The sequence below is a fragment of the Kitasatospora sp. NPDC092286 genome, assembly GCF_044755565.1.
Taxonomy (GTDB): domain Bacteria; phylum Actinomycetota; class Actinomycetes; order Streptomycetales; family Streptomycetaceae; genus Kitasatospora.
The window spans coordinates 41,845-66,971 of sequence record NZ_JBIVRD010000045.1; the positions used below are offsets into that span (position 1 = coordinate 41,845).

Below are 25,127 nucleotides of genomic sequence, written 5' to 3' on the forward strand. Positions count from 1 at the left end.
CGTTGACTTTGGTATAGACCTCTGAATAGATTGTGCGCCGTGCGGACGGGGTCGCCGTGCGGACCCACCGCCGGGTGTCCCGGTGCCCGCAGGTCGTGACCTGCCCCGATACCGCCGGATGTTTCGCGCCTTTCGCCACCCCTTGTCTCCGACGGAGGATGCTTTCAGGTGCTCGACCAGGAAGAAGTTCACCGACGATCGTTCTCCGCACGGGGCGGAACCGCTCCGCTGACCTGGGGGCAGCTCGCGATCTGGAAGACCATCGCGTGGATGGGGGACGAAGCGCACTATTTCAATGTGCGCCGGCTGATCGACCTCCCCGACGGCACCACGGTGGACCGCGCGGTGGAGGCGGTCCGCGAACTCGTCGTCCGGCACGAGGCGTTGCGGACCCGCTGGGAGGAAGACGAGGAGGAACCCACGCAGACGGTGCGGGCCGAGGGCGCCGTCGAGATCCTGGTCGTGCCCGTACCCGAGGGGGACGTCCGCGAGGCGGCGGAGGCCCGCACCCTTGTCCAGGCCGCCGAGCGGCTCCCCGGCGCCGAGGGGATGCCGGGCCGCTTCACGGTCTTCACCCGCGGCACCGAGGCGATGTGCGTCGGCCTGGTGGTCACCCACCAGGCCGTGGACGGCTGGTCGATGCGAATCCTGGAACGCCAACTGCGCGCCCTCGCCGCGGGCGAGCAACTCGCCGCCGACCCGTGGCAGCCGCGCGACCAGGCCGGCGTCGAGCGATCACCGGCCGGGCTCGCCCGCAGCCGGGGCGCGCTGCGCTACTGGGAGCGGACCATCGAGAAGGCTCCCCCCGCGATGTTCGGGCCGTCCCCGCAGAGCGCTGCCGACCCGGAGCGCTTCGTCCGGCTGGGGATGGACTCGCCCGCGCTCGCGCTCGCCGCCACCGCACTGGCCGACCACTGCAGGACGTCCGTCTCCACGGTCCTGCTCGCCGCGACGGCCGCCGTCGTGAGCCGCTTCGCGGAGCGCACCTCCGTGGTGCTCCAACTGATCGCCTTCAACCGGGTCGACCCGCGCACCGACGACCTGGTGGGCTCCATGACGGAGAACGCGCTGTTCACCGTCGACGTGGACGCGGCCGACTTCCCCTCCCTCGTCCGCGCGACCCACGAACGAGCCGCCATCGCCTACCAGAACGCCCGCTACCACCCCGTCGATCTCGACCGGGTACTGGACGGTGTCGCGCAGCGCCGCGGCGCCCGCCCCGACCTGGGCTGCTTCTTCAACGACGCGCGGTTCCAGGACCGGTGGCCCGACACGCTCGGCACGCTGCCCACCGAGGCCGGCGCCGTCGAGCGGCTCCGGGCCCGCACCCGCCTCCACGTCGAGGGCGCCTGGGCGGCCCAGGACGCGACCTTCTTCGCCCACACCGCCTACTCGCCCGACTCGGTCCGCTTCTTCGTCATGGCGGACACCCTCCTGCTGCCCCGGCCCGTCATCGAGGAGTGCCTGCGCGAGACCGAGCGGGTGGTCCTCGACAGCGCGCTCCGGCTCGCGGCAGCGCCTGTGCCGGGCGGAGAGGGCGCATGACCCCCGGACACCGCAATCCGGTCGCGTCCGTGCGCACCCGGGCGGCCCGGTGGGTGGCCATCGCCCGCCTGCTGCCGGCGGCCGGAGGGCCGCTTGTGACGCTCGCCCTCGCCGTGAACCTCGCACTGGGCCTGCTGCCCGTCGCGTTCATGGTCGCGACGGCCGTCGCGATCTCGCGGCTCCCCCGGGCGGCCGCCGCCGGCGGTGCCTGGGGCGTGGTGCTGCCCGCACTGCTGGTCGGCCTGTCCGCCTTCGTCGTCGCGCAGACACTGCGCCCGTTCCAGACCGCCGTGGCCGAGTCCGTCACCCGGGCCGTGGACGGCTACTGCGTCGACCGGCTGCTGACGGCGACCACCATTGACGCGCCGCCCTCCTCGCTGGACCGGCCGGAGGCGCTGGACCGTCTGGCGGACGCCCGGTCGGCGTTCGACCGCGCCATGCCCAGCCCCGGCGACGCCGTCGCGGGTCTGGTCGGCCTCGTCGCACGCTACGCCCAGCTCGCCGCCGCGCTGGTGGTCCTCGCCGTGGTGCTCCGGCCGTGGGCCGCCGTGCTGGCCGCCGTCACCGCGATCGCCGTCCGCTTCGGTCAGCGCGGCTCCCTCGCCGCCTTCGTCGAGTACTGGAAGGGGATGGCGGGCGAGCGCCGGAAGTCCGCCTACCTGCGGACCGCCGCGATCGAGGCGTCCGGCGGCAAGGAGATCCGTCTGCTCGGCGCCCTGCCCTGGTTCCGCGACCGCTACCGGGCCGAGGCCGTCGGCTACCTGGCGCAACTCTGGAAGGAGCGCCGTCGCCTGCTGCTGCTGCCGTTCGTCGGCCTCGCGGCAGTGGCGGCCGTCGGCGGCGGAGGGGTCTTCCTCGCCCTCGCGACCGGAGTCCCCCGGGGTACCGACGGCGCTCTGGCGCTGGCGCTGACCGTGCAGTGCCTGCTCGTCCCGCTGCGCTTCGGCGTCTACTTCCCGGAGAGCGACGTGCAGACCCAGTACGGCATGCTGGCCCACCGGGCGCTCACCGACTTCGAGGCACAGACGGGCCACGAGGCACGGCCGGAGCGGGCCAGGCCGGTACCCCGGCTGAGCGAGGGCATCGCGTTCCGGAAGGTCTCCTTCGGCTACCCCGGCGCGGACCGTCGGGTCTACGAGGAACTCGACCTGTTCCTGCCCGCCAACCGTTCCACGGCCGTCATCGGCCTCAACGGCGCGGGCAAGACGACCCTGGTCAAGCTGCTGGCACGGGTGCACGAACCGGGCTCCGGCCGGATCGAGGCCGACGGCGTGCCGCTGACCGACCTCGAACCGGCCGAGTGGCGCCGCCGACTCGCCGTCGTCTTCCAGGACTTCAACCGCTACGACCTGACCCTCGCGGAGAACGTCGCGCTGGGCGCCGCGCACCGGCCGATGGACCGGGACGCCGTCACCGCGGCCCTCGTCCGGGCCGGCGCCCGGGAGATTCTGGACGCCGTCGGACCGGACACCGCCCTCTCCGCCGCCTACCAGGGCGGGCGGGACCTCAGCGGTGGGCAGTGGCAGCGAGTGGCCCTCGCCCGCGCCCTCTACGCCGTCGACGCCGGGGCCGAGGTACTCGTCCTCGACGAGCCGACCGCCCAGCTCGACATCCGGGCCGAGGTGGCCTTCTACGACCGCTTCCTCGAACTCACCCGGGGGATCACCAGCGTGGTGATCTCGCACCGGTTCTCCACCGTCCGGCGCGCCGACAACATCGTCGTCATCGAGGACGGCGCCGTGATCGAGAACGGCGACCACGACAGCCTGCTCCGGGCCGGCGGGCGGTACGCGGAACTGTTCCGCCTCCAGGCCGACCGGTTCGACCGGGCCCCGGACGACCCGCAGGCGGACAGCACCGGTGACGGCCGGCCGGACGAGACCGCCCCCGACCGCCAGGGAGCTCTGCGATGAAGGATCTGTGGCTCGCCGTCGCGCACTTCATCCGGTTGTCCTGGCGCATCGACCGGCGCCGGCTGATCACCGGCCTGGGGCTGCTGCTGCTCGGCTGCCTGGCGACACCCGCTCTCGCCGTCGCCCTCAAGCACCTGACCGAGGCGGTGCTGGACGGCCACGGCGGCCCGGCCGTCGGTTTCGCGCTGGCGGCCGCGCTCCTCCTCGTCGGGGAGCAGATGCTGGGCCACTTCGCCCACCTGCACTACTTCGAGCTCGGCGAACTGGAGGAGGTCGAACTCCAGAGCCGTCTGCTCGACGCCGCCGGTGCCCCGGGCACCCTGGAACGGGTGGGCACCCCGGAGTTCGCCGACACCCTGCACCTCGTCCGCGAGGACGTGGTCAGAACGAGGTCGGCGCTGGAGGCGGTGCTGCAACTGGTCACCATCGGTTTCCAGACCGTGCTCACCATGGTGCTCCTGGCCCAGGTCCAGCCCGTCCTGGCCCTGCTGCCACTGCTCGCCGTGCCGCCGGTGCTGGTCGGCCACCGGGCCCAGGAGGTCGTGGAGCGCGCCAAGAAGCACAGCGCCGAGGACTCCCGGCGCACCCGCGACCTGCTCAGGCTCGCCACCGCACCCGGGCCGGCCGGGGAGATCCGCCTCTCCGGCGCCGGTCCCGAACTCCGCCGCCGGCAGGCCGAGTCCTGGCGGGCGGTGAGCGCGGTCCTGAACCGCGCACAGTGGAGCGCCGCCGCCCTGCGCGCCGTCGGACAGCTTCTGTTCGCGGCCGCCTACGCCGCCGCGCTGCTGATCACCGTCGGCGCGGCCCTCGACGGGCGGATCGGGCTCGGCGACGTCATCCTGGTCATCACCCTGACGGTGCAGATCAGCACCCAGACGGCCACCTTCCTGGGGCTGTTCGGCACGCTCCAGGGGGCCGGCCGGACCGTCCGCCGACTGGCCCGGCTCGGCGCGGAGGGAGACCGGGCGCCGGGCCCCGCCGCCGCTGAAGCCCCCGCGGGCACGGCCGCGGAGCCCGGTCCGGCAGCGGGCGCCGACCCGGCCGGGGCGCCGGGAACGGCCCCGCCCGTCGCCCGGCCCGGCCCGTCGGTCCCCGCACGGCTGCACGGCGGCATCCGCTTCGAACACGTCTCCTTCAGCTACCCCGGGGCGGCCGAGCCCGTCCTGGACGACATCGACCTGGAGATCCCGGCCGGTTCCACCATCGCCCTGGTCGGCGAGAACGGAGCCGGGAAGAGCACCCTGGTCAAGCTGCTCTGCGGCCTCTACCGCCCGACCCGGGGCCGGATCCTGGTCGACGGCACCGACCTCGCCGAGCTCGACCCCGTGGCCTGGCGGGCCCGGGTCGCCGCCCTGCTCCAGGACTTCGCCCGCTACGAACTGCCCCTGCGGCAGACCGTCGGACTCGGCGACCTCCGTCCCGGAGCACAACCCGGCGACGACACCGCCGCCCTCGCCGCCGCGCTGCGCTCGGCAGACGCCGAGAGCGTCGCCGCCGCCCTGCCCCGAGGCGTCGACCACCTGCTCGGCAAGGGCTACGGGGACGGTGCCGAACTCTCCGGCGGTCAGTGGCAGAAGCTGGGCCTCGCCCGCACCCTGCTGCGCCCGGCCCCGCTGCTGCTCATCCTCGACGAGCCGGCCTCGGCCCTGGACGCCGAGGCCGAGCACCTCCTGTTCGACGGATACGGCGCCACCGCCCGAACCAGGGCCCGGGCCCACGGCTCCGTCACGGTCCTGGTCACCCACCGCTTCTCCACCGTGAGCCGCGCCGAGAGAATCCTCGTCCTCACGGAGGGCCGGGTACGCGAATGGGGCACCCATGAGGAGCTCATGGCCCGCCCCGGACTCTACGCGGAGCTCTACACCCTGCAAGCCGCCGCATACGCCTAGAAAGGCAGGTACCTTGCACACCCGTGACCCCATCCACCGGTTCGAAGACCCCGCGACCGCGGAGGACGGCACCGAACTCGCCCGGATCTGGGCCGACCTGATCGCGATCTCGGCCCGTCCCGCACTCGCTGACGACGCCGCACCGGGACCAGGTCTGGCCAGGGCCCTGGCCGTGGTCGACAACGGCATCCTCAGCAGGGGATCCGGCGGTATCCGGTCCGTCCCCTCGGCCGGCGCGATCTTCCCCTACGACGTCCTCGCCCTGGACCGATCCGGCCCGGGCCCCGCCGTCCTCTACCGGCTCGATCTCGACCGCCGGCTCTGCGTCCGCACCGCCGGTGGCGCACCACTGGACGAGATCCTGGCCGAGGACGCCGACGACGAACGGTCCGTTCTCGTCCTGCTCGCCGTCCGCCCCTGGCTGTCGATCCGCAAGTACGGTCCGCGGGGCTACCTCTACGCGCAGATCGACACCGGACACGCGGCGACCAACATGCTGGGTACCGCGCTCGACCACGGCACCGCCCGGTTACGCCTCGCGGTGTCCCGGCAGCGGCTGGCCGCGGCACTCGCCGACCTCCTGCCGTACCGCGAGATCCACTCCGTCCTGGAGCTGGGACTCCCGGAGTCGCCCGACGCGCCCGTCCCGGAGGGCTGGAGCTACCTGTGCCAGGACCGGCCGGTCCCGATGGAGAACACCGGTCACCTGGAGGCGGTCTGCTGGTCCGGCATCCCCGACCTGCTCGCCACCGGGCAGGAACGGGCCCCGGTGGCGGCCCGTACCGTCGTCGACGCCGGCCCGGTGCTCCCGGCCTCGGCGCGGATCCGGCCCGGGGAGTGGACCGGTCTGTCCCGCCGGCGGCGCTCCTCCAAGCACTTCGGGCGCCGACCGCTCGACCCTGCCGTCCTGCTCGACACCGTCGGCACCCTGACGACCACACTGCCCTGCGACTTCGCCGGCGCCGGCCTCGGCGTCACGGTGCTCACCCCGCACGGCCGCCTCCCCGCCGGCCGACCGGAGCACCACGGCGAACCGCGCTTCCTGGGCACCGACTTCGTCACCGACGCCGAGGCGATCGCCCGCGCCTGCATGGGACAGCACCACCTGGCGGGCGCGGACACCTTCGTCCTGCTGCACGCCGACCGCGCCGGCACCCTCGGCAAGGGCCCCGCCCTGCTGCGCGAGGCCATCTTCCGGTCCGCGGCCGCCGCCCACCTGCTCTACCTGGGCGCCGCGCGCAACGCCATCGGGGTCACCGGCGTCGGCGGGTTCGACGCCGCCCGGTGGCGGGCCGCCGCCGAGCTGGACGACACCCGGGAACTGCTCTACATCGTCGCCCTCGGCAGCGACCGCGACGCCGGCCGCAAGCTGGACCGCGCCGAGATCGCCTACGCCCAGGGGGAAGGATGACCGGCCTGCTGTGGGAGCGCCTGCGCGAATCCCTGCACACCCACCGTGACCGGCCCGCCGTCACCGATCCGGACGGGACCGCCAGCTACGGTGAAATCCTCACCAGGGCAGTCGAGTTGAGCGAGAGTCTCGGGCTCGGTATCCGGCCCGGCCAGGACCGCCCCAGGATCGCCCTGAGCGCCGGCAACTCCGCGCACTACCCCGTCGCGCTGCTCGCCGCTCTGGGGAGCGGAGCGGTGCCCTTCCTCTTCGACCCGCAGTGGGGGGAGACGGAGATCGCCTCCGCCATCCGCAGCTGCGGCATCGACCTGCTGCTCCACGACCGCCCGCTGCCCGCCGGGTCGGCCGGCCCGGCCCGCCCACTGGCCGGGCCGCTACAGGTCAGCGAGGCCACCGGACCGCGCGAGCGCCCGGAGCTGCTGCCGACCACCGAACTGTGCCGCTACACCACCGGGAGCACCGGGTACCCGAGCTGCGTGGAGTTCTCCGGCACCGCCGTGACCGGCGCCGCCACCAGCTGGCTCGCCGGCACCGGTCTGCGGCCCGACGACCGCATCCTCTGCTTCGCGGGCCTCGCCAACGGCCTGGCCTTCAACACCTCGCTCGTCCCCGGCCTGCTCGCGGGCTCCGTCCTCCACCTGGCCGGTGGCCTGCCGACCGCCGGGCACGTGCTGCGGTACGTCCGGCAGACCGGGCCCACCCGGCTGACCGGGTTCCCGGCGCTGTACGCCTCGCTGCTGCGCCGCACCGCCCCCGCCCCGGAGCTCGCCGGAATCCGGGTGGCGATCTCCTCGGGCGCTCCGCTGCCGCCGGACGACGCCCGTGCCCTGATCGACCGGTACGGCCTTCCCGTCGCCAACTACTACGGCATCGCCGAGACCGGTCCGCTCACCTTCGACCGCGAGCCGGCCCTGGAGCGCGGCCTCGGCGCACCGCTGCCCGGCGTCGAGTTCCGGATCCCGCCCGGCGCGCGGGCCGGGGAGCCCGCCCCGATCTCGGTCCGCTCCTCGTCCATGGGCTCCCGGTACCTCAACGCACCCGGCCTCCTCGAACACCGCCTCGACCAGGACGGGTTCTACCTCACGGGCGACGAGGGCCACCTGGAGTCCGGGCTGCTGCACCTGTCCGGCCGCTCCGGCAAGCACATCAACGTCGGTGGCCGCAAGGTCGATCCCCACGAGGTGGCGGAAGTCCTGCGCACCGTGCCCGGTGTGACCGACGCCCTGGTCCTGGAGGTCACCAGGTCCGACGGCGACAAGGCGCTCGGCGCCCTGGTGGCCGCGCCGGCGCACGTGGGGACCGATGCCGTGCGCGCCCACTGCCGGGGCCTGCTGGCCCCCTACAAGGTGCCCGAGCGCCTCGCCGTGGTGGACCGGATCCCTGCCTCCAGCATCGGCAAGCCCCGGCTGGCCGCCGCGCGCGCCCTGCTGGAGGGCTGAGACCGGCGCGCCGGGGCGCCGGCCGGCCCGGCCGCCGTCCCGCCGCCTTGTCCGCACGTCCTCGTCCGCACGTCCTCGTCCGTACGCCCTTGTCCGTACGTCCTCGTCCGCACGCCCTTGTTCGCACGTCCGACCAGACCGTCCCCGCGAAACGGAGTGTCATGACCAACCCGTCCCCGCAGCCCAGCGCCCTGCACGATCGCGTCGCCGATCTCGCGGTGACCGCCTCCGACGGCGGGCTTCCCCTGGACGCCGTCCTGGTCGGCAGCTCCTCCTTCGCGGAGCTCGGCATGTCCTCCCTGTCCTTCCTGCGCCTGATCGACTCCCTGGAGAACGAGTTCGGCGTCTACATCGACCTGGAGGAGGCGGCCGGCACCCTCGGCACCGTGCGCGGCCTCGTGCGGTACATGGAGGACCAGGGAGTCGGCCCCCATGCCGGGTGAGACGTTCCGGGTCGCCCTGGTCGGCGCCCGGGGAAGGCTCGGTACGGCGGTGGCCGAGGCGTGCCGGGACGCCGGACACCACGTGCTGCCGACCGGCCAAGGCGGCGAGCTGCCGACCGGCGGCCGCCCCGACGTCGTGGTGGACGCCGCCCCGGCGGCCGCCACCGAGCGGACCGTCGCCCAGTGCCGGAGCGCCGGCCTGCCGCTGCTCAGCTGCGCCTCGGGGCTGACCCCACGGCACTTCGACGCTCTGCGGACCCTGGCGGCCGAACGGCCGGTCCTGCGGGCCGCCAATCTCTCGCTCGGCCACTGGCTCCAGCGCCGGGCGATCGCCGTGCTGGCCGAGGCCCTGGCCGGACACACCGACCGGCCGGAGGCCGTGGTGCGCGAGCGGCACACGGCGGCCAAGAAGGACAGCCCCAGCGCCTCCGCGCTGGCCCTGGCCGAGCTGTGGACCGCCCGGACCGGCGAGCCACCGACCGAGGTCGCGGCTCTGCGTTCCGGCCTGCCGGTCAGCGACCACACTTTCCAACTCACCTTTGAACAGCAAATTCTGACAATCAATCACGAGATCAGGTCACTGGCCGCGGCCGGCGCCGGCGCCCTGCTCGGGGTGCGCTGGCTCGCGCGGGCGGACGCCGGGCTGTGGTCGATGGACGACGTCTACGAGGCCGCGGCCCGAAGGAGCAGGCATGCCGATCAGCACCGATGAGACCGCTGCGGCCACGCCCGCGACCACACCCGCGACCGCCGGCCCGCCGGCCCCGACGCCCGCGCTGCTGCGGCTGCGCGGACACCTGGCGATCGGCGCCCGGTCGCTGTCGCTCGGCGGGCACGACGACTTCAACCAGGGCCAGGTCTCGGCCCGCCTCCCCGGCGGCGGGTCCTTCCAGATCAAGGGCGCCCTCACCGGCTTCGACGAGTGCCGGCCCGAGGACATCGTCCCCGCCGAGGTGGACCCAGACGCGCCGCCGCACCGCCTCGCCCCGCCCGAACTCCCCCTGCACCAGGCGGTGTACGCCGCCCGCCCCGACATCAACGCCATCGTGCACAGCCACGCGCCGTACACCCTGGTGTTCGGCGCGACCGACCTGGCGCTGCGCCCCGTCTCCCACGACGGTGCCTGCTTCGAGGACCGGTTGTCCCGCTTCACGGTCACCAGCAACACGATTCTGTCCATCGCCACCGGCCGCGCGGTCGCCGCCGCACTCGGGCCCGACCCGGCGCTGCTGCTCCGCAACCACGGCGGGCTGGTGGTCGGCAAGTCGCTCAAGCACGCCATCGTCCTCGCCCACCTGCTCGAACGGGCCTGCCGGTTGCAGCTCCTGGCGGAGTCGGCGCCCGGGGGCTACCACAGCTCCTCCGCCACCGACGTCGAGGCCAAGCGCGAGTTCATCTACGGCGACCTCGCGGTCCGGTCCTACTGGGAGCACTCCGTACGCGCCGTCGTACGGGCCTGGCCGGAGGCGGCGGGATGGTAAAGGTCGAACGGTCGTTCGCCGACGACACCCAGCGGGAGCTGTTCGCGCTGGTGGAGGAGATCGCGGACAAGGAACTCGCGCCGCGCGCCGCCGCGGAGGAGCGCTCGGGACGCTTCCCGAGGGAGCTGGTCGAACTCCTCGGCCGGGCCGGGCTGGTCGGCCTGCCGTTCCCGGAGCGCTGGGGCGGCGGGGACCAGCCGTACACGCTCTACCTCCAGGTGCTGGAACGGCTCGCGTACCGCTGGTTCGCCGTGGCCGAATCCGTCCACCTCCAGGTCCTCGCCTCGCACGGACTGGCCCGGTTCGGCGGCGACGAGCAGCGGGACAGATGGCTTCCGCGGCTGCTGAGCGGCGAGGTGCTCGGCGCGAACGCGCTGTCCGAGGCCGACGCCGGCTCGGACCTGGAGGGCATCAGGACGGCCGCCGTCCGGGAGGAGGGCGGCTACCGGATCTCCGGCACCAAGTCCTGGGTCAGCCACGGCGGTGTCGCCGGCCTCTACAACGTCTACTGCCGAACCGGCGGCGCCGGCCTGGGCGGGCTGACCTGCCTCATGGTGGACGCGCAGACTCCGGGCGTGCTGCCCCAGCGGCCCGAGCGCAAGATGGCGCTGGCCACCCTGCCGACCGCCCAGGTCGTCCTCCAGGACGTCCGGGTGCCGGAGTCCATGCGGCTCGGCCGCGAGAACCGGGGCATGCTGGTCGCGGCCTCGGTCTTCGACCACGGGCGGCTGGGCATCGCGGCCTGCGCGGTCGGCCTCGCTCAGGCGGCGCTGGACTACGCCGCCGACTACGCCAAAGGGCGAGTCCAGTTCGGCTCGCCGATCATCTCCTTCCAGGGCGTCGGCTTCCTGCTGGCCGACATGGCGACCCAGGTCGCGGCGGCCCGCGCCCTGCTGCTGGAGGCGGCCCTGATCCGGGACTCCGGGCGGCCGTTCGCGACCCAGGCCGCACAGGCCAAGCTCTTCGCGACCGACACCGCCATGCGGGTCACCACCGATGCCGTCCAGGTGCTCGGCGGCCACGGCTACGTCCAGGACCACCCCGTGGAGCGGTGGATGCGGGAGGCGAAGCTCCTGCAGATCATCGAGGGCACCAACCAGATCCAGCGAGCGGCGATCGCAAGGTCGCTGTGACCTCGGCGGGAACCTGCCAGGACCGCACGAACCGACACAGAGGATCACCATGCGCTTCGGCTGTTTCATCTCCCCCCTGCACCCGATCGGAGAGGACCCGACCCTCCTGTACCAGCGCGACCTCGAATTCGCCCAGGTGGTGGACTCGTTGAACTACGAGGAGCTGTGGATCGGGGAGCACCACTCGGCGGGCTGGGGCACCATCCCCGCGCCGGAGCTCCTCATCGCGGCCGCGGCCGAGCGCACCCGGCGAATCAAGTTCGCCACCGGGGTCACCGCGCTGCCGTACCACCACCCCTTCCTGGTCGCCGAACGGGCGATGCACCTCGACCACATGACCCGCGGCCGGTTCATCCTGGGCGGCGGGGCCGGGTCGGTGATCTCGGACATGCACATGTTCGGGATCGCGCCCGAGGACACCCGCGAGCGCACCGCCCAGGCGATGGAGACGATCGTCGCGCTGCTCGCGGGCGAGACGGTCACCCGGGACGAGGGCTGGTTCAGGCTCGTCGACGCCCGGCTGCAGCTGGGTCCGTTCAGCCCGGGCGGCCCGGAGGTCACCGTCGCCAGCGCCGCCACCCCGTTCGGCGTCCAGCTGGCCGGCCGGCTCGGCATCAGCGTGCTGTCCCACGCCGCACCGCCGTGGGGCGCCGTCCGGGCCGGGCACAGCCTGGGCATCGAACGGTTGGCGGACCAGTGGCGCCACCACGAGGAGGCGGCGGCCGAGGCCGGCCGACAGGTGTCCCGGGACGACTGGCGACTGGTCATACCCGTCCACGTGGGGCGGACCAGGGAGGAGGCACTGGAGGACATCCGGGAGGGGTGGCTGCGCCAGCGCGACGAACTCTGGATCGACACCATCGGCCTCCCGATGTCGCGCAACCCGCAGAGCGGCGCCAAGGCCTTCGAGGCCACCGTGGCGGCCAACGGGATCATCGTCGGCGACGTGGAGGACGTCGTCGGCGCGATCACCAAGCTGCAGGAGGTCACCGGCGGGTTCGGCACCCTGCTCATCTCCTGCCAGGACTGGGCGCCGTGGCCGGCCCAACTGCTGAGTGTGGACCTCTTCGCGCGGTTCGTGGCGCCCCGCTTCCGGGGCACGACCGACCGGCTGCGCGCCTCGAACGCGTGGGCGGCGGCCAACCGTACCGCCATGCAGGAAGCCGGTTTCGCGGCGCGGAACAAGGCCATGGCCGAGCACGGTGCGCCGGACGGCGGGGGCCAGGGGGAGCGCGAGCGCGTCTGACGGCGGCTCCGGCACGTTGCGCGCGCTCCGGGACGCCGTCGGCCCGCCCCTCGCCCGCCCTGCGCCGGGCGGAAGCCCTGCGGCCCGGGGCGGGCGACGTGCGAACCCTGCAGGGCTGATGACCACGGGCCGGGTTGTACTCGTGCGCGGTCATGCAGTCCGGTTGCAAGCCCTCCAGGGCAGATGACCACCTGCGACCGCGTCGGCCAGATGTACGTGATGGACCTGGCGTTGCAAGCCCTCCAGGGCAGATGACCACCTGACCACCACGGCGCCCGAGGCGGACTGGACCGTGTTGCAAGCCCTCCAGGGCAGATGACCACACCGGCCGCATCTACGGCGCCCCGATCCCCGGCGCCCTGTTGCAAGCCCTCCAGGGCAGATGACCACTGACAACCCCGGCCAGCACCACGTCGTCATCACCGCGTTGCAAGCCCTCCAGGGCAGATGACCACGCGGTTGAGCACGGCGCTTGCTGTGCGCGCCGCACTGTTGCAAGCCTTCCAGGGCAGATGACCACCGGCGGCCGGCACCAGGGGCAGGACCTGCCCGGCGTCGTTGCAAGCCCTCCAGGGCAGATGACCACTCGAGAGTCTCCAGCAGCGCCTGAAAGAGACCGCGTTGCAAGCCCTCCAGGGCAGATGACCACAGCGTCCCGTCGGGGAGCTGGGCCCACTCCCGGCTGCGTTGCAAGCCCTCCAGGGTAGATGACCACCCCGGCGCGCACGGTGGTGCGGTGGTCGGGAGCTGGTTGCAAGCCCTTCAGGGCAGATGACCACTGCGTGCGATCCCGTCAATGGTGGGCGGCTGCGCGCGTTGCAAGCCCTTCAGGGCAGATGACCACGGCCACCACCTGCATCCGGCAGACCGGCCACGGCGGGTTGCAAGCCCTTCAGGGCAGATGACCACCCCGGCCCAGACTCAACACGCGCTGGTCAACGTGGCGTTGCAAGCCCTTCAGGGCAGATGACCACTTGGGCCCCGGGGGTGGACTCCCCGAGAAGAACCCCCGTTGCAAGCCCTTCAGGGCAGATGACCACCCGGCACCAAGTGGGTTTCTACGTTGTAGATCCCGTTGCAAGCCCTTCAGGGCAGATGACCACGTGGTGACCACCACCAGGTCCGCGAGCGACAGCACGTTGCAAGCCCTTCAGGGCAGATGACCACCTTCCAGTTGCCGGCTATCGCCATGGCGGTCTGTCGTTGCAAGCCCTTCAGGGCAGATGACCACCCTCGAAAACGCAGTGTTCGAGGACCGGTTCTTCGCGTTGCAAGCCCTTCAGGGCAGATGACCACCCGAGGGTAAAGCACCAGGTCGCCGGGTGTATCGGGTGTGTGAGTGGCAGCTGTCCTGCGGTGACCGGTCGGTAGTGCATCACCGCAGGTCAGGGCGTTTTAGAGCGGCCCTACCTGTGGGTGCACGCTGTTCATGGGCTTGGTGGCGTCGTGGGTGTCGGTGCGGCCCCGCGACGTGGCTGTTGGGCGATCCGCGATGACGGCGAAGGCTTCCGCCAGCCTGGAACCTATAGCACATATAGATAATTATTGGCGCAAATAATGAGAAATGGAACCATCACTGTTCGTGTCCAACTAGGCTGCGCGACCAGCACGTTGGACGAGATGGCCGGCATATGGGTCTACGGGAGAGTGCGGTGCGAGTGAGGGTGGATGTCACGCCGGATACGCCGACCATGCGGTGGGACGACCTGCACGGCGCGGCCCGTGGTGTGGTGTATCAGCTGCTCCGTGGCCAGGACGAGGCGCTGGCTCAGGCGTTGCACGACGGCGGGTGGCGGGGGAAGCCGCTGAAGCCGGTCGGTGTGGCGGGGCCGTTGTTCATGGGAGCACCGCACCGCAAGGGCGTCTACACCACGTCGCGCGATGGGTCGGTGTGGTTCGGGTCGCCGGTCCCGGAGATCGCGTCTGTGCTGGTGCGGGCTTTGGCGTCGTGCGAGGAACTGGTGTGGGGTGCTACGCGGTTGCGGGTGCGCGGTGTGGCAGTGGACATGGACGCCGTGCTGCCGACGGGGGAGGGGCCGGTGGAACTGGAGACGGTGACACCGGTGGTGCTCAAGTACGAAGGCAGGAACCTGCTGCCGGGCGACGAGCACTATGTGGACCGGCTGGAGCACAACCTGGCGCACAAGGCCGACGTGCTGGGCCTGCCGGCCCCTCGGGGCCTGCGGGTGCTGGAGGCCGGCCCCCGGCGGCGGTTCACCGTGCGGGGGGCGCCGCGGATCGGGGCGCGCGTGCGGGTCGTGATGGAGGCCGATGCGCGGTTCGCGAATGCCGTGCGCTCCTGGGGCCTGGGGCTGGACACGATCCAGGGGTTCGGATGGGTGCGATGACCGCGCTCCTCGTGACCGGCCAGCCGCTGCAACGGGCGGGGGCGTGGGCCGTCACCGTCCTCGCCGATCGTGAGGACCCGAACCGAGTGAGCGAGGCCGATCTGGATGCCGTGTCGTCCGTCCTCGTGGCAGACGTGGTCGCGGCGGCGACGGCGGCCAAGGACACCAGCCGGTACGACTGGTGGAAGGTGCTGTTCGCGCTGTACCCCAACTCGAAGGCGACACACAGCAAGCGGACCTCGGACCCGCTCGTGCTCAGGCCGGACATCGAGAACCTCTTCGCCCCGGACTCCCCAGCCGCCGGGCCGGCGCGGCCCTGTACGTTCTGCGGAACCGGCGCGACGGTGGTGTGGGCGAAGTCCAACCTGCCGTTGTTCGACACGAGCAAGGCGCTGAACGCGCTGCCGCCGGGTGTCGCCGGCTGGCCGGTCTGCCGCGGGTGCCGGATCGCGATGTGGGCACTGCCCTACGGGGCATGGGTGACCGCGGGCTCGGCCACCGTGCTGTCCTGCGAGAACGACCAGGCCGAGTGGGAGTTCGCCCGGCGCAACGTGAGGCGCGCCCGCCGCGTGATGCAGGCCGGATTCACCGGCATGACCGCCACGGCCAGGCCCGAACTCGTAGCCCTCACCGCGCTGCGGGACGCGGCCGGCGGCCTGTGCGCGACCACGCTGTGGACCTTCAAGAACGACAACCAGGAGCCCTGGCTGCGCGTCACCCGCACACGCCGCGCCGTACCCGCCTTCCTCGCAACGGTGGATGGCAACGCGCCACTGCGCCGGGGCTGGCACCTGCTGCGCCGCGCCTTGACCCGTTACGACGCCCAGGGGCGGATCACCGCGGGCGGCGCGAGCGAGGCGGCGCGACTGCTCTTCGAGGCCGAGGACGGCCGCAGCCGGCCGCTGCTGGGACAGTTGCACCGCCTCCTCGCGGACGCCGGCGGTTCATGGAGCCTCCGCGACCGCGAGGCCCTGGCCCGGCTCGCCTTCACCTACGCCGAGGAGGTCTTCGGAATGGAAACGGATCTGGAACCGGTGGCGACGCTGATCGCCGACTGGATCGCGCGGGGCAGCAGCCCGCGCGGGCGTCTGGCGGAGTACCGCAAGGCCGCACTCAGCGACTACCAGCTCGGTGGGCTCCTGGTTCAGGCCTACACACGTCTGCAGTTGGACGGCAACGCCACTCCGTTGGCGGGCCCGGAGCTGTGGAAGCCGCTGATCCAGCGGCGGCCGCGGGCCTGGGAACAGCGGATGCTCCTGTTCGCGCAGGTGTCGGTGCTGCTCCAACAGCGCGGTGTCGCGGTCAGCGAGAAGGCGGCCGACCCGAAGCAGGAGCGTGAGATCGACGCGTTGACCGACCAGCCGGCACTCGCCGTTGACGGCGAGGACGAGGACGACGGCTACCACGACTACGAGATGGGACAGGCGTAAATGGCCTTCTTGGCAGGCATGATGGTACTTGCGGTGAGCGCGGGCGCTCCCAACAACGGGCGGGGCGAGGAGACCATGTCCCGTGTGAAGTTCGCGCGGATCAGGGGCCGCAAGCACCCGTACGTGTCCGCGCAGGCGGCGCGCCGCTGGATCAGGGAGACCATGGTCGAGCGCGGCTCGGTCCCGTCCCCGGTCACCCGGGTCGGCAAGGCCCAGGGCAAGGCGCAGAAAGCCAACACGCAGGCCGATCCGGTTCGCTTCGCCGATGACGACCTGTTCGGCTACATGAAGGCCGGGGCGAAGAAGGACGACGCGGCGACGACCTTGCGCGACAGCCCGTTCATGCTGGGCACGCTGATGTCCGTCGAACCGGTTTACCCCACCGAGGACTTCGGTGTGATGTCCCGGGGTGTGACCGAACCCGTCCTGCACGGCCACGAGTTCTACACCGCCGACTTGGCGGCACCCTTCCTGCTGGACGTGCCGAGGGTCGGCACGTTCACGCTGCCGGGGGCCGACGGGGTGGGCCGGCCGAACTACCTCACCCAGGAGCAGGCCCTCCAGGTCGCCGAGGCCGCAGCGCTCGGTGCCACCACTGGAATGTTCCGTGACCAGCCTGCGGTGCGGCTGCCGCTGGAGGAGCGCCGCCGCCGCGCGGCGCTGCTGCTGGAGGCGATCGCGCACCTCGGCGGAGGCGCGAAGCAGGCCCTGCACTACGGCGACAGGGTCCCCGCTCTGATGGTCCTGGTCCCCTTCAAGGGCGGCATCAACCCGCTGGGCAACATCATTGACAGCGACCCGGACACAGGGGTGCGCCTACGCGGGGACGTACTCGCCAAGGAACTCGAGGCCTGGAGCGGGGAGTGGGAAGCACCCGTCCGCATCGGATGGCGGCCCGGCTTCCGCGACCAGGCCCGTGAGGAGTTCGAGAAGCAGTGCGCCTGCGAGCTGGCCGACGGCACCATCGTCATCGACCACCCCCGTACCATCCTGCTCCAGCTGGCGGCCGACCTCCGTGACGGCCGACTGGACGGCTGGTTCGACGACCCGGACCAGAGGTGAGCCCGGTGCCGAACACGGCCCCGCCACCACCTCACGAGCCGGTGCAGGCGCTGCGCGCCACGTTCTACGCCCCCGTCGCCTCCTTCCGGGACCCGCTGTTCCCCGGTATCACCCGTATCCTTCCCGTACCGCCGCCCTCCACGGTCCGCGGCATGCTCGCCGCAGCCACCGGCGCGGCCGCCGAACCGCTGATCCTCGGGATGGCAGCGTGGTCCGAGGGCCACGGCATCGACACGGAGACCTATCACCCCATCGCCGCCGACGGCAGCAACCCCTCCGCCGGCGGGCGGGTACGGGCCGGCAAGGGCGGAGCGACAGCCAAGGACCGGCCCTTCCTGGCCGACGTCCACCTGACCGTATGGCTGCCTGATCCGGACGGCGCCCGGCTCGCCCAGGCACTCCGCCGACCATGCTATGCCCTGCGCCTGGGCCGTTCCCAGGACCTCGTGCACCTCACGGGCGCCGCACGCGTCGTTCTCGAACCCGCCCGGACGGCGATCGTCGGCCACGCGCTCGCCCCCCTCGACGGCCACGACGTGCCGTCCGCGCACACCCACCGCCTCGCCGACACCGTCTCCGCCGACCGCCTCACCACCACGTGGTCGTCGTACCTGTGGTGCGACGAGCCTGCCGGAGCGACCCTGGTCCGCCACGCCTACCGCGAAGCACCCACCCCTGCAGACCCGCACGAGGACACCCAAGCCGTATGGCTCCTAGCCCCCTGACCCCGCCCCGCCGGCGCGCTCTTACCGACCTGCGGGCCAAGTCCCTTCCCCGCGACGACCCGGAGCGGCTCACCACCCACCTGCGCACCGTGCACGCCGCAGTCGCCCAGATCGAGGCCCGCATCGCCGCAGCCGGGATCATCGCCACCGAACCGCTGTTCTGGGTCCTCGTGCGCGCCGCCGCCCTGTTGCACGATGCGGGCAAGATCGCAGAGAGCTTCCAACGGCAGCTCGAACCCGGCGCCGAACCCTGGGGTGAGCGCCACGAGGTACTTTCCCTCGCCTACGTCGACCTGCTGGCCCCGGCGGCCGACTGGACCGCCGAGGAACGGTTGCTGATCGCCACCCTCGTGGCCGGCCACCACCGGCCGCTGCACGCGGCGTCCTCGCTCGGCGGCGGCAAGCCCGCCCTGTCCCGCCAGTACAACGAGCGCACCCGCTGGGACGAGGCCTTCGGCCGCCGACCCGGCCTGGACGGCGGACCGCAGGTGCCGCGGGGCCTGCACCAGGAACTCCTCGCCTGGCTGGCCGGCTTCCTCGGCACCGAACCAGCACCCCCGAGACCTGGCGACCCGCCGCTCGCCGACCGGGCCCGCCTTCTCCTCCAAGAGGTCCTCACCACCTGGCGGGAGCCGGTCAAAGCCCATCGGGGCCTGATCGCCGTCCTAGCCCAGGGCGCCCTCACCCTGGCAGATCACGCCGGCTCAGCCCATGTGGACCTGCAGACCCATATGCCGCTGCCGCTCGACTACCTCGCCCGGCTCCCGTACACGGCGCACCGCCACCAGCAGGACGCCGCCGACACCGTCGGCCACCTGGTCCTCATCGCCCCCACCGGCAGCGGTAAGACCGAAGCGGGACTCGCCTGGGCGGCCCGGCAGTTGGCCACGATGACCGGCTTGCCCCGCCTGGTGTGGACCCTGCCCTACCGGGCCTCCCTCAACGCCGCCAGGCACCGCTTCGCGGGCACCCTTCAACCTGCGGCCGGCCAGGAGCGGCCCGACATCGGTCTTCTCCACGGCGCCCTCGCCCGCACCCTCCTCATCGAAGCTCTGGAAGACGACTGCTGCGGCCCGACCAAGGACGACGCCCGCAAGGCACGCGCCCGCGCGAACGCTATGCGGCTGTTCACCCAGCGCCTGCGCGTCGCCACGCCCCACCAACTACTCGGCGCCGCCATCGCCGGCCCCACGCACTCCTCCGTCCTCCTCGAACAGGCCAACTCTCTCTTCGTCCTGGACGAACTCCACGCCTACGACCCCGAGACCTTCGGCCGTCTCTGCGCCGCGATGCGTCTGTGGGAGCAGCTCGGCAGCAGGATCGCCGTGCTGTCCGCCACCCTCGCCCCGCCACTGCTGGACATCGTCGACGAGAGCCTTCACCAGCCGGTCACCTGCCACCGCGCCGCGCCCGGAACCGCCCCGGTCCGTCACCAGCTAGTTGTCGACGACCTCCCCCTGACGCATCCCGACAGCATCGAACGCCTCGAATCGTGGCTTGGGGACGGCCGCAGCGTCCTGGTTGTCACCAACACCGTCGCCACCGCGCAGGACCTGTTCACCGCGCTCGCCGACCACGCCCGCCAGGCGCGGCCCGACGACCCGCATGCGGCGCTCCTGCTCCACTCCCGCTTCAAGAACCAGGACCGCGACGCCATCGAGACCCGCCTCCTGGCACGCCACCCCGAACGCCGACCCGACGAACCGGGACACCGCGGCGGCCTCGTCGTCGCCACTCAGGCTGTCGAGGTCTCGTTGCAGCTCGACTTCGACCGGGGTGCGGTGGACAACGCCCCCGTCGAGGCCGTCGCCCAGCGCGCCGGACGCGTCAACCGCCGCGGCCTGCACCCCGACGGCGCCGTCGAGTTCCGTGTCCACCGAACCGAGGGCCACCGCCCGTACGACGCGGGCGCGGTGGAAGCCGCCTGGTCGGCCCTCACCACCCTGGTGGGGGAGGGTGTCACCACCCTCAGCGAGCAGGACATCGACCGCCTTCTTCACCTCGCCTACGACACCGACTGGGGCCACGACTGGGCCCAGCGCGCGCGGCAGGCCCGCGACGGCTTCACCACGGAGTTCCTCACCTTCACCGACCCCTTCCACGACCGCACCGAACACGCCAAGAGCCTCGGCGAACGCTTCGACACCGTCGAAGTCCTCCTCCGCGAAGACGCCCAGGAGTACCGGCAGCTCGCGATCGGGAAGAAGGCGGACCCCCTGCTCGCCGCCGGGCTGCTCATCCCGCTGCGCTACGGACAACTGAAGACCTACAACGCCACCTTCGACCGAGCCCTCGGCGTCCACCTCATCGACGGCGACTACGACCCCGTCCTGGGCCTTCGCCCGCCCGCCGAGCCGGAGACCATCCTGTGAACCCCATCCCCTCCGACCCCACCCGCGACGACCAGTGCCTCGGCGGCGTCCACATCAAATACCTCCGCCACTGCCCCCGCCAACTCTGGCTCTACATGCGCGGCTACCGCCCCGAAGCCGGCAGCGACCTCGTGGCCTTCGGGGAGGTCGTCAGCGAGACCACCTTCGCCCGCCGCCGGGACGTCGACCTCGGTGAAGCCCGCATCGACTGGGTCACCGCTGGCGCCGTCGTCCACGAGACCAAGTCCTCCCGCACCCCCTCTCCCGCCCACGACGCCCAAGTCCGCCACTACTGCCTGCTCCTGGAACGCCGGGGCGTCAACGTGCGCGGCGGGACCGTCCACTACCCCCTGATCCGCCGCACCACCGACGTCCCCTGGAACGACGAGGCGCGCGAAGAAGCCGAGACCGCCGAGGACGAAGCCCGTGCCGTGATCGCCTTGGCTGCACCCCCTGACCGTCAGACCCGCGCCGCCTGCCGCGGCTGCTCCTACCTCGACTACTGCTGGGGAACCTGATGCCTGCCGTCGGCCGTACCTACTGGCTCACCGAACCCTGCCGCATCCGCCGCGAAGACAACAGTCTCCGCATCGAACGCCCCGACGGCAGCCCCGTCCGCATCCCCATCACGGACATCCGCGACCTCGTCACCTTCGACCACGTCGACCTCAACACCTCCGCGATGTCCCTCCTCAGCCGCCACGGCGTCACTGTCCATGTCCTCGACCACTACGGCAACCACGCCGGACACTTCGCGCCCGCCGAAGCCATGTCCTCCGCCACCGTCGTCCGCCGACAGGTCGAGATCACCGGCGACCCCGCACAACGCCTCCCGATCGCCCGTGTCCTCCTCCTCGCCACCGCCGAGAACCTCCGCTGGGCCCTCGACACCGACCTCCTCGACCCCGCCCTCGAAACCCTGCGTACCAACCTCCCCAACTGCCACGACGCCGACGAACTCATGGGACAGGAAGGCAACTTCCGCCGCACCGCCTGGGCCGTGCTCGACAGCCGCCTCCCCGCCTGGCTCCGTCTCAATGGACGCAGCCGACGGCCGCCGACGAACGCCGGCAACGCCTTCATCAGCTACCTCAACGCCCTCGTCTACGCCCGCGTCCTCACCGCCCTGCGCAGTACCCCGCTCCACCCCGCGATCGGGTTCCTCCACGCCGACACCGACCGCCGCCGCAACACGCTCGCCCTCGACCTCGCTGAACCCTTCAAGCCGTTGTTCGCCGAACGGCTGCTGCGACGGGCCGCGAGCCAGAAGCACGTCAAGCCCAGCGACTTCGAGACGGAGGTCGGCCGCGCCGCGCTCAGTACGGACGGCCGCAAGAAGATCGCCGCCCTCGTACGGGACGAACTGGCGACGACGGTGTACCACCGGACGCTCAAGCGGCAGGTCAGCTACGAGGAACTCATCCACCTCGAAGCACTCAAGCTTGTTCGTCTGTGCTTGGAGGGCACGTCGTACAAGCCCTTCCGGCCCTGGTGGTAGGGGCTGATGTTCGTCATCCTGGTCTACGACACCGCCGCCGAACGCAACCCGAAAGTCCTGAAAACCTGCCGCAAATACCTGCACTGGACGCAGCGCAGCGTCTTCCACGGCGAACTCACCGCCGCCCAGTACCGGGCCCTGACCAGCGCCCTCAACAACGTGATCGACCCCACCTACGACAGCATCGTCACCTACACCGCCCGCTCACCGGAGATGATTGACTCCGTAACACTCGGCGCCACCCTCGGCGGGCCGGGCGACATCCTGTGACCAGCACCGCTGCAGTACCGGCCGGTTGCCGCGCTGCCGCGACCCACGACGGCGCTCGCAGGCACTCTGACCTTGGACTTTACCCTCGGGTCGTGATCAGCCCTGGAGGGCTTGCAACATGACGAGGACGGCGCGCGCGCGGCACAGGCGACACGTCGTGATCAGCCCTGGAGGGCTTGCAACAGGTACTTGCCGAGGAGTCGCTGGAAGTCTGCGCTGGGTCGTGATCAGCCCTGGAGGGCTTGCAACTTCACCCCGAACGCACCTCAAGGGAGGCGGGGGAGGGTCGTGATCAGCCCTGGAGGGCTTGCAACGGCTGCACGACGGCGAGCACGGCGTCCGCGATGGAGTCGTGATCAGCCCTGGAGGGCTTGCAACGCCTCCAGTTCCCGGACCCGGGTGAGGAGGGCGGTGGTCGTGATCAGCCCTGGAGGGCTTGCAACGCGGCCAGTACCTCGACCACCACGCGGAAGGCGGCGGGTCGTGATCAGCCCTGGAGGGCTTGCAACCCGAGGTGGACAAGCGCTACGCCAACGGCCACGAGTCGTGATCAGCCCTGGAGGGCTTGCAACATGGCGGTGCGGGTGCGGAGGGTGGCGTAGGGCTGCGTCGTGATCAGCCCTGGAGGGCTTGCAACGCCATCGGCCGGGAGCCTTCGAACTTGACCATTCGTCGTGATCAGCCCTGGAGGGCTTGCAACCCCAGGCGGCCGACACCTTCCTGCGTCTGCGGCGGAGGTCGTGATCAGCCCTGGAGGGCTTGCAACACGCTCCGGTGCCCGGACTTCACCCGGCCCCCGCCGGTCGTGATCAGCCCTGGAGGGCTTGCAACGAGTGGACGAGCATGCCGCTCGACCTCCATACCCAGGTCGTGATCAGCCCTGGAGGGCTTGCAACGCCCACTTGCCGATCCCGCCCTTGTAGACGTTCTTGGTCGTGATCAGCCCTGGAGGGCTTGCAACATGAGCGGCAGGTCGGTCTCGGGCGCGGGGGCGTGTCGTGATCAGCCCTGGAGGGCTTGCAACGCCAGGCCGTGAATTCGGCCGGTCAGATGATCAAGAGTCGTGATCAGCCCTGGAGGGCTTGCAACGTCCACCGCGCCCCGGCCGCGTGCGCGCCGCCCTGTCGTGATCAGCCCTGGAGGGCTTGCAACGCGCCGGATCCCTTCACGCTGGGCCCGGCGTACCTGGTCGTGATCAGCCCTGGAGGGCTTGCAACTCCACGGTGGCCTCCAGGGCGGTACCGGGCAGGGGCGTCGTGATCAGCCCTGGAGGGCTTGCAACACACCGCCGAACTCTCCACCCCCGCCGGGGGGGGACCGTCGTGATCAGCCCTGGAGGGCTTGCAACCCAGCAGCTCCCCCAGAACCACCGCCAGCGGCTTCGCGTCGTGATCAGCCCTGGAGGGCTTGCAACGCGAGGTCGCGGGCGTACGGACGGCCAGCGGCGAAGTCGTGATCAGCCCTGGAGGGCTTGCAACGTGAAGTCAAGCGTCGTCCGGACGCTCAGGTCCTCGTCGTGATCAGCCCTGGAGGGCTTGCAACAGAATGTCCGAGGCCTCCTCTCCGCGTCCGCCGACGGTCGTGATCAGCCCTGGAGGGCTTGCAACCCGCCCGGAAGGCGGGCGATGCCGAGCGGTGCGCCGAGGTGGTCGTGATCAGCCCTGGAGGGCTTGCAACCGGTATGGGTGTCCGGAGTGGACTTCCTCGGGTTCACCATCCGCTGGTGCGTCATGTTCCGCGCCGGGGCTGCAAGCCCATCACCTTCCTCGCCTGATGGCCCGCAGACAAGGCTATGAGGCATGCGCGGGATCGGCTCTGTGAACTGACGGACCGTTCCCGTCCGCGATTGCCGGTTGAAGTGGTGGTGCAGGAGATGAACTGGTTCCTGTCCGGGTGGGCGGTGTACTTCAAGTATGGAAACTCATCACGCCACTTCGACAAGATCAGGATGTTCGCGAGGATGCGACTGGCGCTGTGGATCGCCAAACGGCACCATCGCAGTCGGTCAGGTCCTCGGCGTTATTCCACCGCGCGAAACGGGAGTCCTTCAGCGCTCTTGCCTGCTCCCGGACGCCGAGTTCGCGCCGGGCCCGGTTCCACGAGGCCCGGCGTCCGGTGTTCAGCGCTTCGGTGGCCCAGACGACCACGTGGAAAGCGTCCATCACCCGCAGCGCACCGGGTGCCCGCTGGGCGATGACCTGGGCGATCCAGGCGGCGCCGTCGGCGCTGATGTGGGTCAGCCGGGCGGTTCGAGCCTGGCCGAGCTGGTCGAAGAAGCGGGTGAGGACGTCGGCGCCGTGGCCGTCGGCCATCCACACCACGCGGGCGGTATCGTGATCGACCACGACTGTCATGTAGCGCTGGCCCCTGCGGTAGGAGATCTCGTCGATCCCGGTCCGGCGCAATCCGGCCAGGCGGTCGGTGTGCCGGTCGCGGTCGGCGGTGCAGCGCTCGACGATCCGGCCGATCGTGCGCCAGGTGCAGCGCAGCAGTTCGGCCGCGGCGCTCTTGGAGCACTCGGCGGCCATCCACGCGGCCTGCTGGTCGAAGGCCAGGGTGTGACCGGTGCCGCGCCGGGCGTCGGCCTCCAGGAACACCTGCCGCGTCCCGTGGTCCAGGTCGCGCCATCGGCGTCGGCCGCGTCCGCGGTCGTACAGCGCTGCCGGGCGGCGGCACAGTCCGCACCGTCCACGCCGCCGCGCGTCAGGCCGTACCGACACGACCACGCACTGTTCTGATTTGTCCCAGCGCACCGCCTCGACCACGGTGTTTGCTGAAGGCAGGCGCGCCGTCTCTCTGCTTGATCCAATTTGGGCTTCGACACCTCAGCTTGTCGTTTGACCTCCATTGATCATCTTCTGTGGCGTTCGGGTTATCGCCTGTCTGTTCGCTATTGGTTGGTGACCAGGGCGAGTCCGACGT

At 71.6% G+C, this 25,127-nt stretch carries 19 protein-coding genes, 1 pseudogene and 2 CRISPR repeat arrays; of the genes and pseudogenes, 19 read left to right on the top strand and 1 reads right to left on the bottom strand.

All coding sequences use genetic code 11. The features are described from left to right. Positions 1-168 precede the first annotated feature (168 nt). From ACIQIB_RS32995 to ACIQIB_RS33085, 19 genes and pseudogenes are all read left to right on the top strand, one after another. Positions 169-1,545 (top strand): condensation domain-containing protein, encoded by a 1,377-nt coding sequence (locus tag ACIQIB_RS32995; RefSeq protein ID WP_400762484.1) that lies wholly within the window; start codon positions 169-171, stop codon positions 1,543-1,545. Next, complete coding sequence (locus tag ACIQIB_RS33000; protein ID WP_400762486.1) at positions 1,542-3,458, top strand: ATP-binding cassette domain-containing protein; 1,917 nt, start codon at positions 1,542-1,544, stop codon at positions 3,456-3,458. The genes ACIQIB_RS32995 and ACIQIB_RS33000 overlap by 4 nt, the downstream gene beginning before the upstream one ends. Continuing rightward, positions 3,455-5,347, top strand: a complete 1,893-nt coding sequence (locus ACIQIB_RS33005) for an ATP-binding cassette domain-containing protein (protein ID WP_400650976.1) — start codon at positions 3,455-3,457, stop codon at positions 5,345-5,347. Before ACIQIB_RS33000 ends, ACIQIB_RS33005 begins: the two co-directional genes overlap by 4 nt. 13 nt (positions 5,348-5,360) lie before the next feature. Continuing rightward, complete coding sequence (locus ACIQIB_RS33010; protein WP_400650974.1) at positions 5,361-6,758, top strand: hypothetical protein; 1,398 nt, start codon at positions 5,361-5,363, stop codon at positions 6,756-6,758. Next, positions 6,755-8,197 (top strand): class I adenylate-forming enzyme family protein, encoded by a 1,443-nt coding sequence (locus ACIQIB_RS33015; RefSeq protein ID WP_400762488.1) that lies wholly within the window; start codon positions 6,755-6,757, stop codon positions 8,195-8,197. The genes ACIQIB_RS33010 and ACIQIB_RS33015 overlap by 4 nt, the downstream gene beginning before the upstream one ends. Before the next feature lie 161 nt (positions 8,198-8,358). Continuing rightward, entirely contained in the window at positions 8,359-8,640 is a 282-nt protein-coding gene (locus ACIQIB_RS33020; protein WP_400650968.1) for an acyl carrier protein, read from the top strand. Further along, positions 8,630-9,352 (top strand): dihydrodipicolinate reductase C-terminal domain-containing protein, encoded by a 723-nt coding sequence (locus ACIQIB_RS33025; protein WP_400762490.1) that lies wholly within the window; start codon positions 8,630-8,632, stop codon positions 9,350-9,352. Before ACIQIB_RS33020 ends, ACIQIB_RS33025 begins: the two co-directional genes overlap by 11 nt. Next, complete coding sequence (locus ACIQIB_RS33030) at positions 9,333-10,121, top strand: class II aldolase/adducin family protein (protein WP_400762491.1); 789 nt, start codon at positions 9,333-9,335, stop codon at positions 10,119-10,121. Before ACIQIB_RS33025 ends, ACIQIB_RS33030 begins: the two co-directional genes overlap by 20 nt. Further along, positions 10,115-11,254, top strand: coding sequence for an acyl-CoA dehydrogenase family protein (locus ACIQIB_RS33035; RefSeq protein WP_400650961.1), 1,140 nt, complete (start codon positions 10,115-10,117; stop codon positions 11,252-11,254). The genes ACIQIB_RS33030 and ACIQIB_RS33035 overlap by 7 nt, the downstream gene beginning before the upstream one ends. A gap of 49 nt (positions 11,255-11,303) precedes the next feature. Then, positions 11,304-12,500 (top strand): LLM class flavin-dependent oxidoreductase, encoded by a 1,197-nt coding sequence (locus ACIQIB_RS33040; RefSeq protein WP_400762493.1) that lies wholly within the window; start codon positions 11,304-11,306, stop codon positions 12,498-12,500. A gap of 97 nt (positions 12,501-12,597) precedes the next feature. Further along, positions 12,598-13,796: a CRISPR direct-repeat array (repeat unit 29 nt; unit sequence GTTGCAAGCCCTTCAGGGCAGATGACCAC). Positions 13,797-14,164: 368 nt separating this feature from the next. After that, positions 14,165-14,848 (top strand): CRISPR-associated endoribonuclease Cas6, encoded by a 684-nt coding sequence (gene cas6, locus ACIQIB_RS33045; protein WP_400762495.1) that lies wholly within the window; start codon positions 14,165-14,167, stop codon positions 14,846-14,848. After that, complete coding sequence (locus tag ACIQIB_RS33050) at positions 14,845-16,278, top strand: hypothetical protein (protein WP_400762497.1); 1,434 nt, start codon at positions 14,845-14,847, stop codon at positions 16,276-16,278. The genes cas6 and ACIQIB_RS33050 overlap by 4 nt, the downstream gene beginning before the upstream one ends. 21 nt (positions 16,279-16,299) lie before the next feature. Continuing rightward, entirely contained in the window at positions 16,300-17,340 is a 1,041-nt protein-coding gene (gene cas7i, locus ACIQIB_RS33055) for a type I-B CRISPR-associated protein Cas7/Cst2/DevR (protein ID WP_400762516.1), read from the top strand. Between the two features lie 5 nt (positions 17,341-17,345). Then, on the top strand, positions 17,346-18,065 hold the full coding sequence (gene cas5, locus ACIQIB_RS33060; protein WP_400762499.1) for a CRISPR-associated protein Cas5: 720 nt from the start codon (positions 17,346-17,348) through the stop codon (positions 18,063-18,065). Next, entirely contained in the window at positions 18,047-20,437 is a 2,391-nt protein-coding gene (cas3, locus tag ACIQIB_RS33065; protein WP_400762500.1) for a CRISPR-associated helicase Cas3', read from the top strand. The genes cas5 and cas3 overlap by 19 nt, the downstream gene beginning before the upstream one ends. Further along, positions 20,434-20,955: a CRISPR-associated protein Cas4 gene (locus tag ACIQIB_RS33070; RefSeq protein WP_400762502.1), complete on the top strand. Its 522-nt coding sequence runs from the start codon at positions 20,434-20,436 to the stop codon at positions 20,953-20,955. Before cas3 ends, ACIQIB_RS33070 begins: the two co-directional genes overlap by 4 nt. After that, positions 20,955-21,935, top strand: a complete 981-nt coding sequence (gene cas1b / locus ACIQIB_RS33075; protein WP_400762504.1) for a type I-B CRISPR-associated endonuclease Cas1b — start codon at positions 20,955-20,957, stop codon at positions 21,933-21,935. The genes ACIQIB_RS33070 and cas1b overlap by 1 nt, the downstream gene beginning before the upstream one ends. Positions 21,936-21,941: 6 nt before the next feature. Then, positions 21,942-22,205: a CRISPR-associated endonuclease Cas2 gene (gene cas2, locus ACIQIB_RS33080; protein ID WP_400762506.1), complete on the top strand. Its 264-nt coding sequence runs from the start codon at positions 21,942-21,944 to the stop codon at positions 22,203-22,205. 89 nt (positions 22,206-22,294) lie between these two features. After that, a CRISPR array of direct repeats spans positions 22,295-23,882; the repeat unit is 29 nt; unit sequence GTCGTGATCAGCCCTGGAGGGCTTGCAAC. Positions 23,883-23,997: 115 nt separating this feature from the next. Further along, positions 23,998-24,156: pseudogene (locus ACIQIB_RS33085) on the top strand (group II intron maturase-specific domain-containing protein); the annotation flags it as partial. Here the strand turns inward: ACIQIB_RS33085 and ACIQIB_RS33090 are convergent. Then, positions 24,149-24,970, bottom strand: a complete 822-nt coding sequence (locus ACIQIB_RS33090) for a transposase (protein ID WP_400762508.1) — start codon at positions 24,968-24,970, stop codon at positions 24,149-24,151. The pseudogene ACIQIB_RS33085 and the gene ACIQIB_RS33090 sit on opposite strands and share 8 nt — an antisense overlap. Positions 24,971-25,127: the final 157 nt, after the last annotated feature.

Coding starts and splice junctions, on each gene's coding strand:
- ACIQIB_RS33000 (WP_400762486.1), top strand. CDS start 1,542: ATGACCCCCGGACACCGCAATCCGGTCGCGTCCGTGCGCACCCGGGCG.
- ACIQIB_RS33005 (WP_400650976.1), top strand. CDS start 3,455: ATGAAGGATCTGTGGCTCGCCGTCGCGCACTTCATCCGGTTGTCCTGG.
- ACIQIB_RS33015 (WP_400762488.1), top strand. CDS start 6,755: ATGACCGGCCTGCTGTGGGAGCGCCTGCGCGAATCCCTGCACACCCAC.
- ACIQIB_RS33020 (WP_400650968.1), top strand. CDS start 8,359: ATGACCAACCCGTCCCCGCAGCCCAGCGCCCTGCACGATCGCGTCGCC.
- ACIQIB_RS33025 (WP_400762490.1), top strand. CDS start 8,630: ATGCCGGGTGAGACGTTCCGGGTCGCCCTGGTCGGCGCCCGGGGAAGG.
- ACIQIB_RS33030 (WP_400762491.1), top strand. CDS start 9,333: ATGCCGATCAGCACCGATGAGACCGCTGCGGCCACGCCCGCGACCACA.
- ACIQIB_RS33035 (WP_400650961.1), top strand. CDS start 10,115: ATGGTAAAGGTCGAACGGTCGTTCGCCGACGACACCCAGCGGGAGCTG.
- ACIQIB_RS33040 (WP_400762493.1), top strand. CDS start 11,304: ATGCGCTTCGGCTGTTTCATCTCCCCCCTGCACCCGATCGGAGAGGAC.
- ACIQIB_RS33050 (WP_400762497.1), top strand. CDS start 14,845: ATGACCGCGCTCCTCGTGACCGGCCAGCCGCTGCAACGGGCGGGGGCG.
- cas7i (WP_400762516.1), top strand. CDS start 16,300: ATGGTACTTGCGGTGAGCGCGGGCGCTCCCAACAACGGGCGGGGCGAG.
- cas3 (WP_400762500.1), top strand. CDS start 18,047: ATGGCTCCTAGCCCCCTGACCCCGCCCCGCCGGCGCGCTCTTACCGAC.
- cas1b (WP_400762504.1), top strand. CDS start 20,955: ATGCCTGCCGTCGGCCGTACCTACTGGCTCACCGAACCCTGCCGCATC.
- cas2 (WP_400762506.1), top strand. CDS start 21,942: ATGTTCGTCATCCTGGTCTACGACACCGCCGCCGAACGCAACCCGAAA.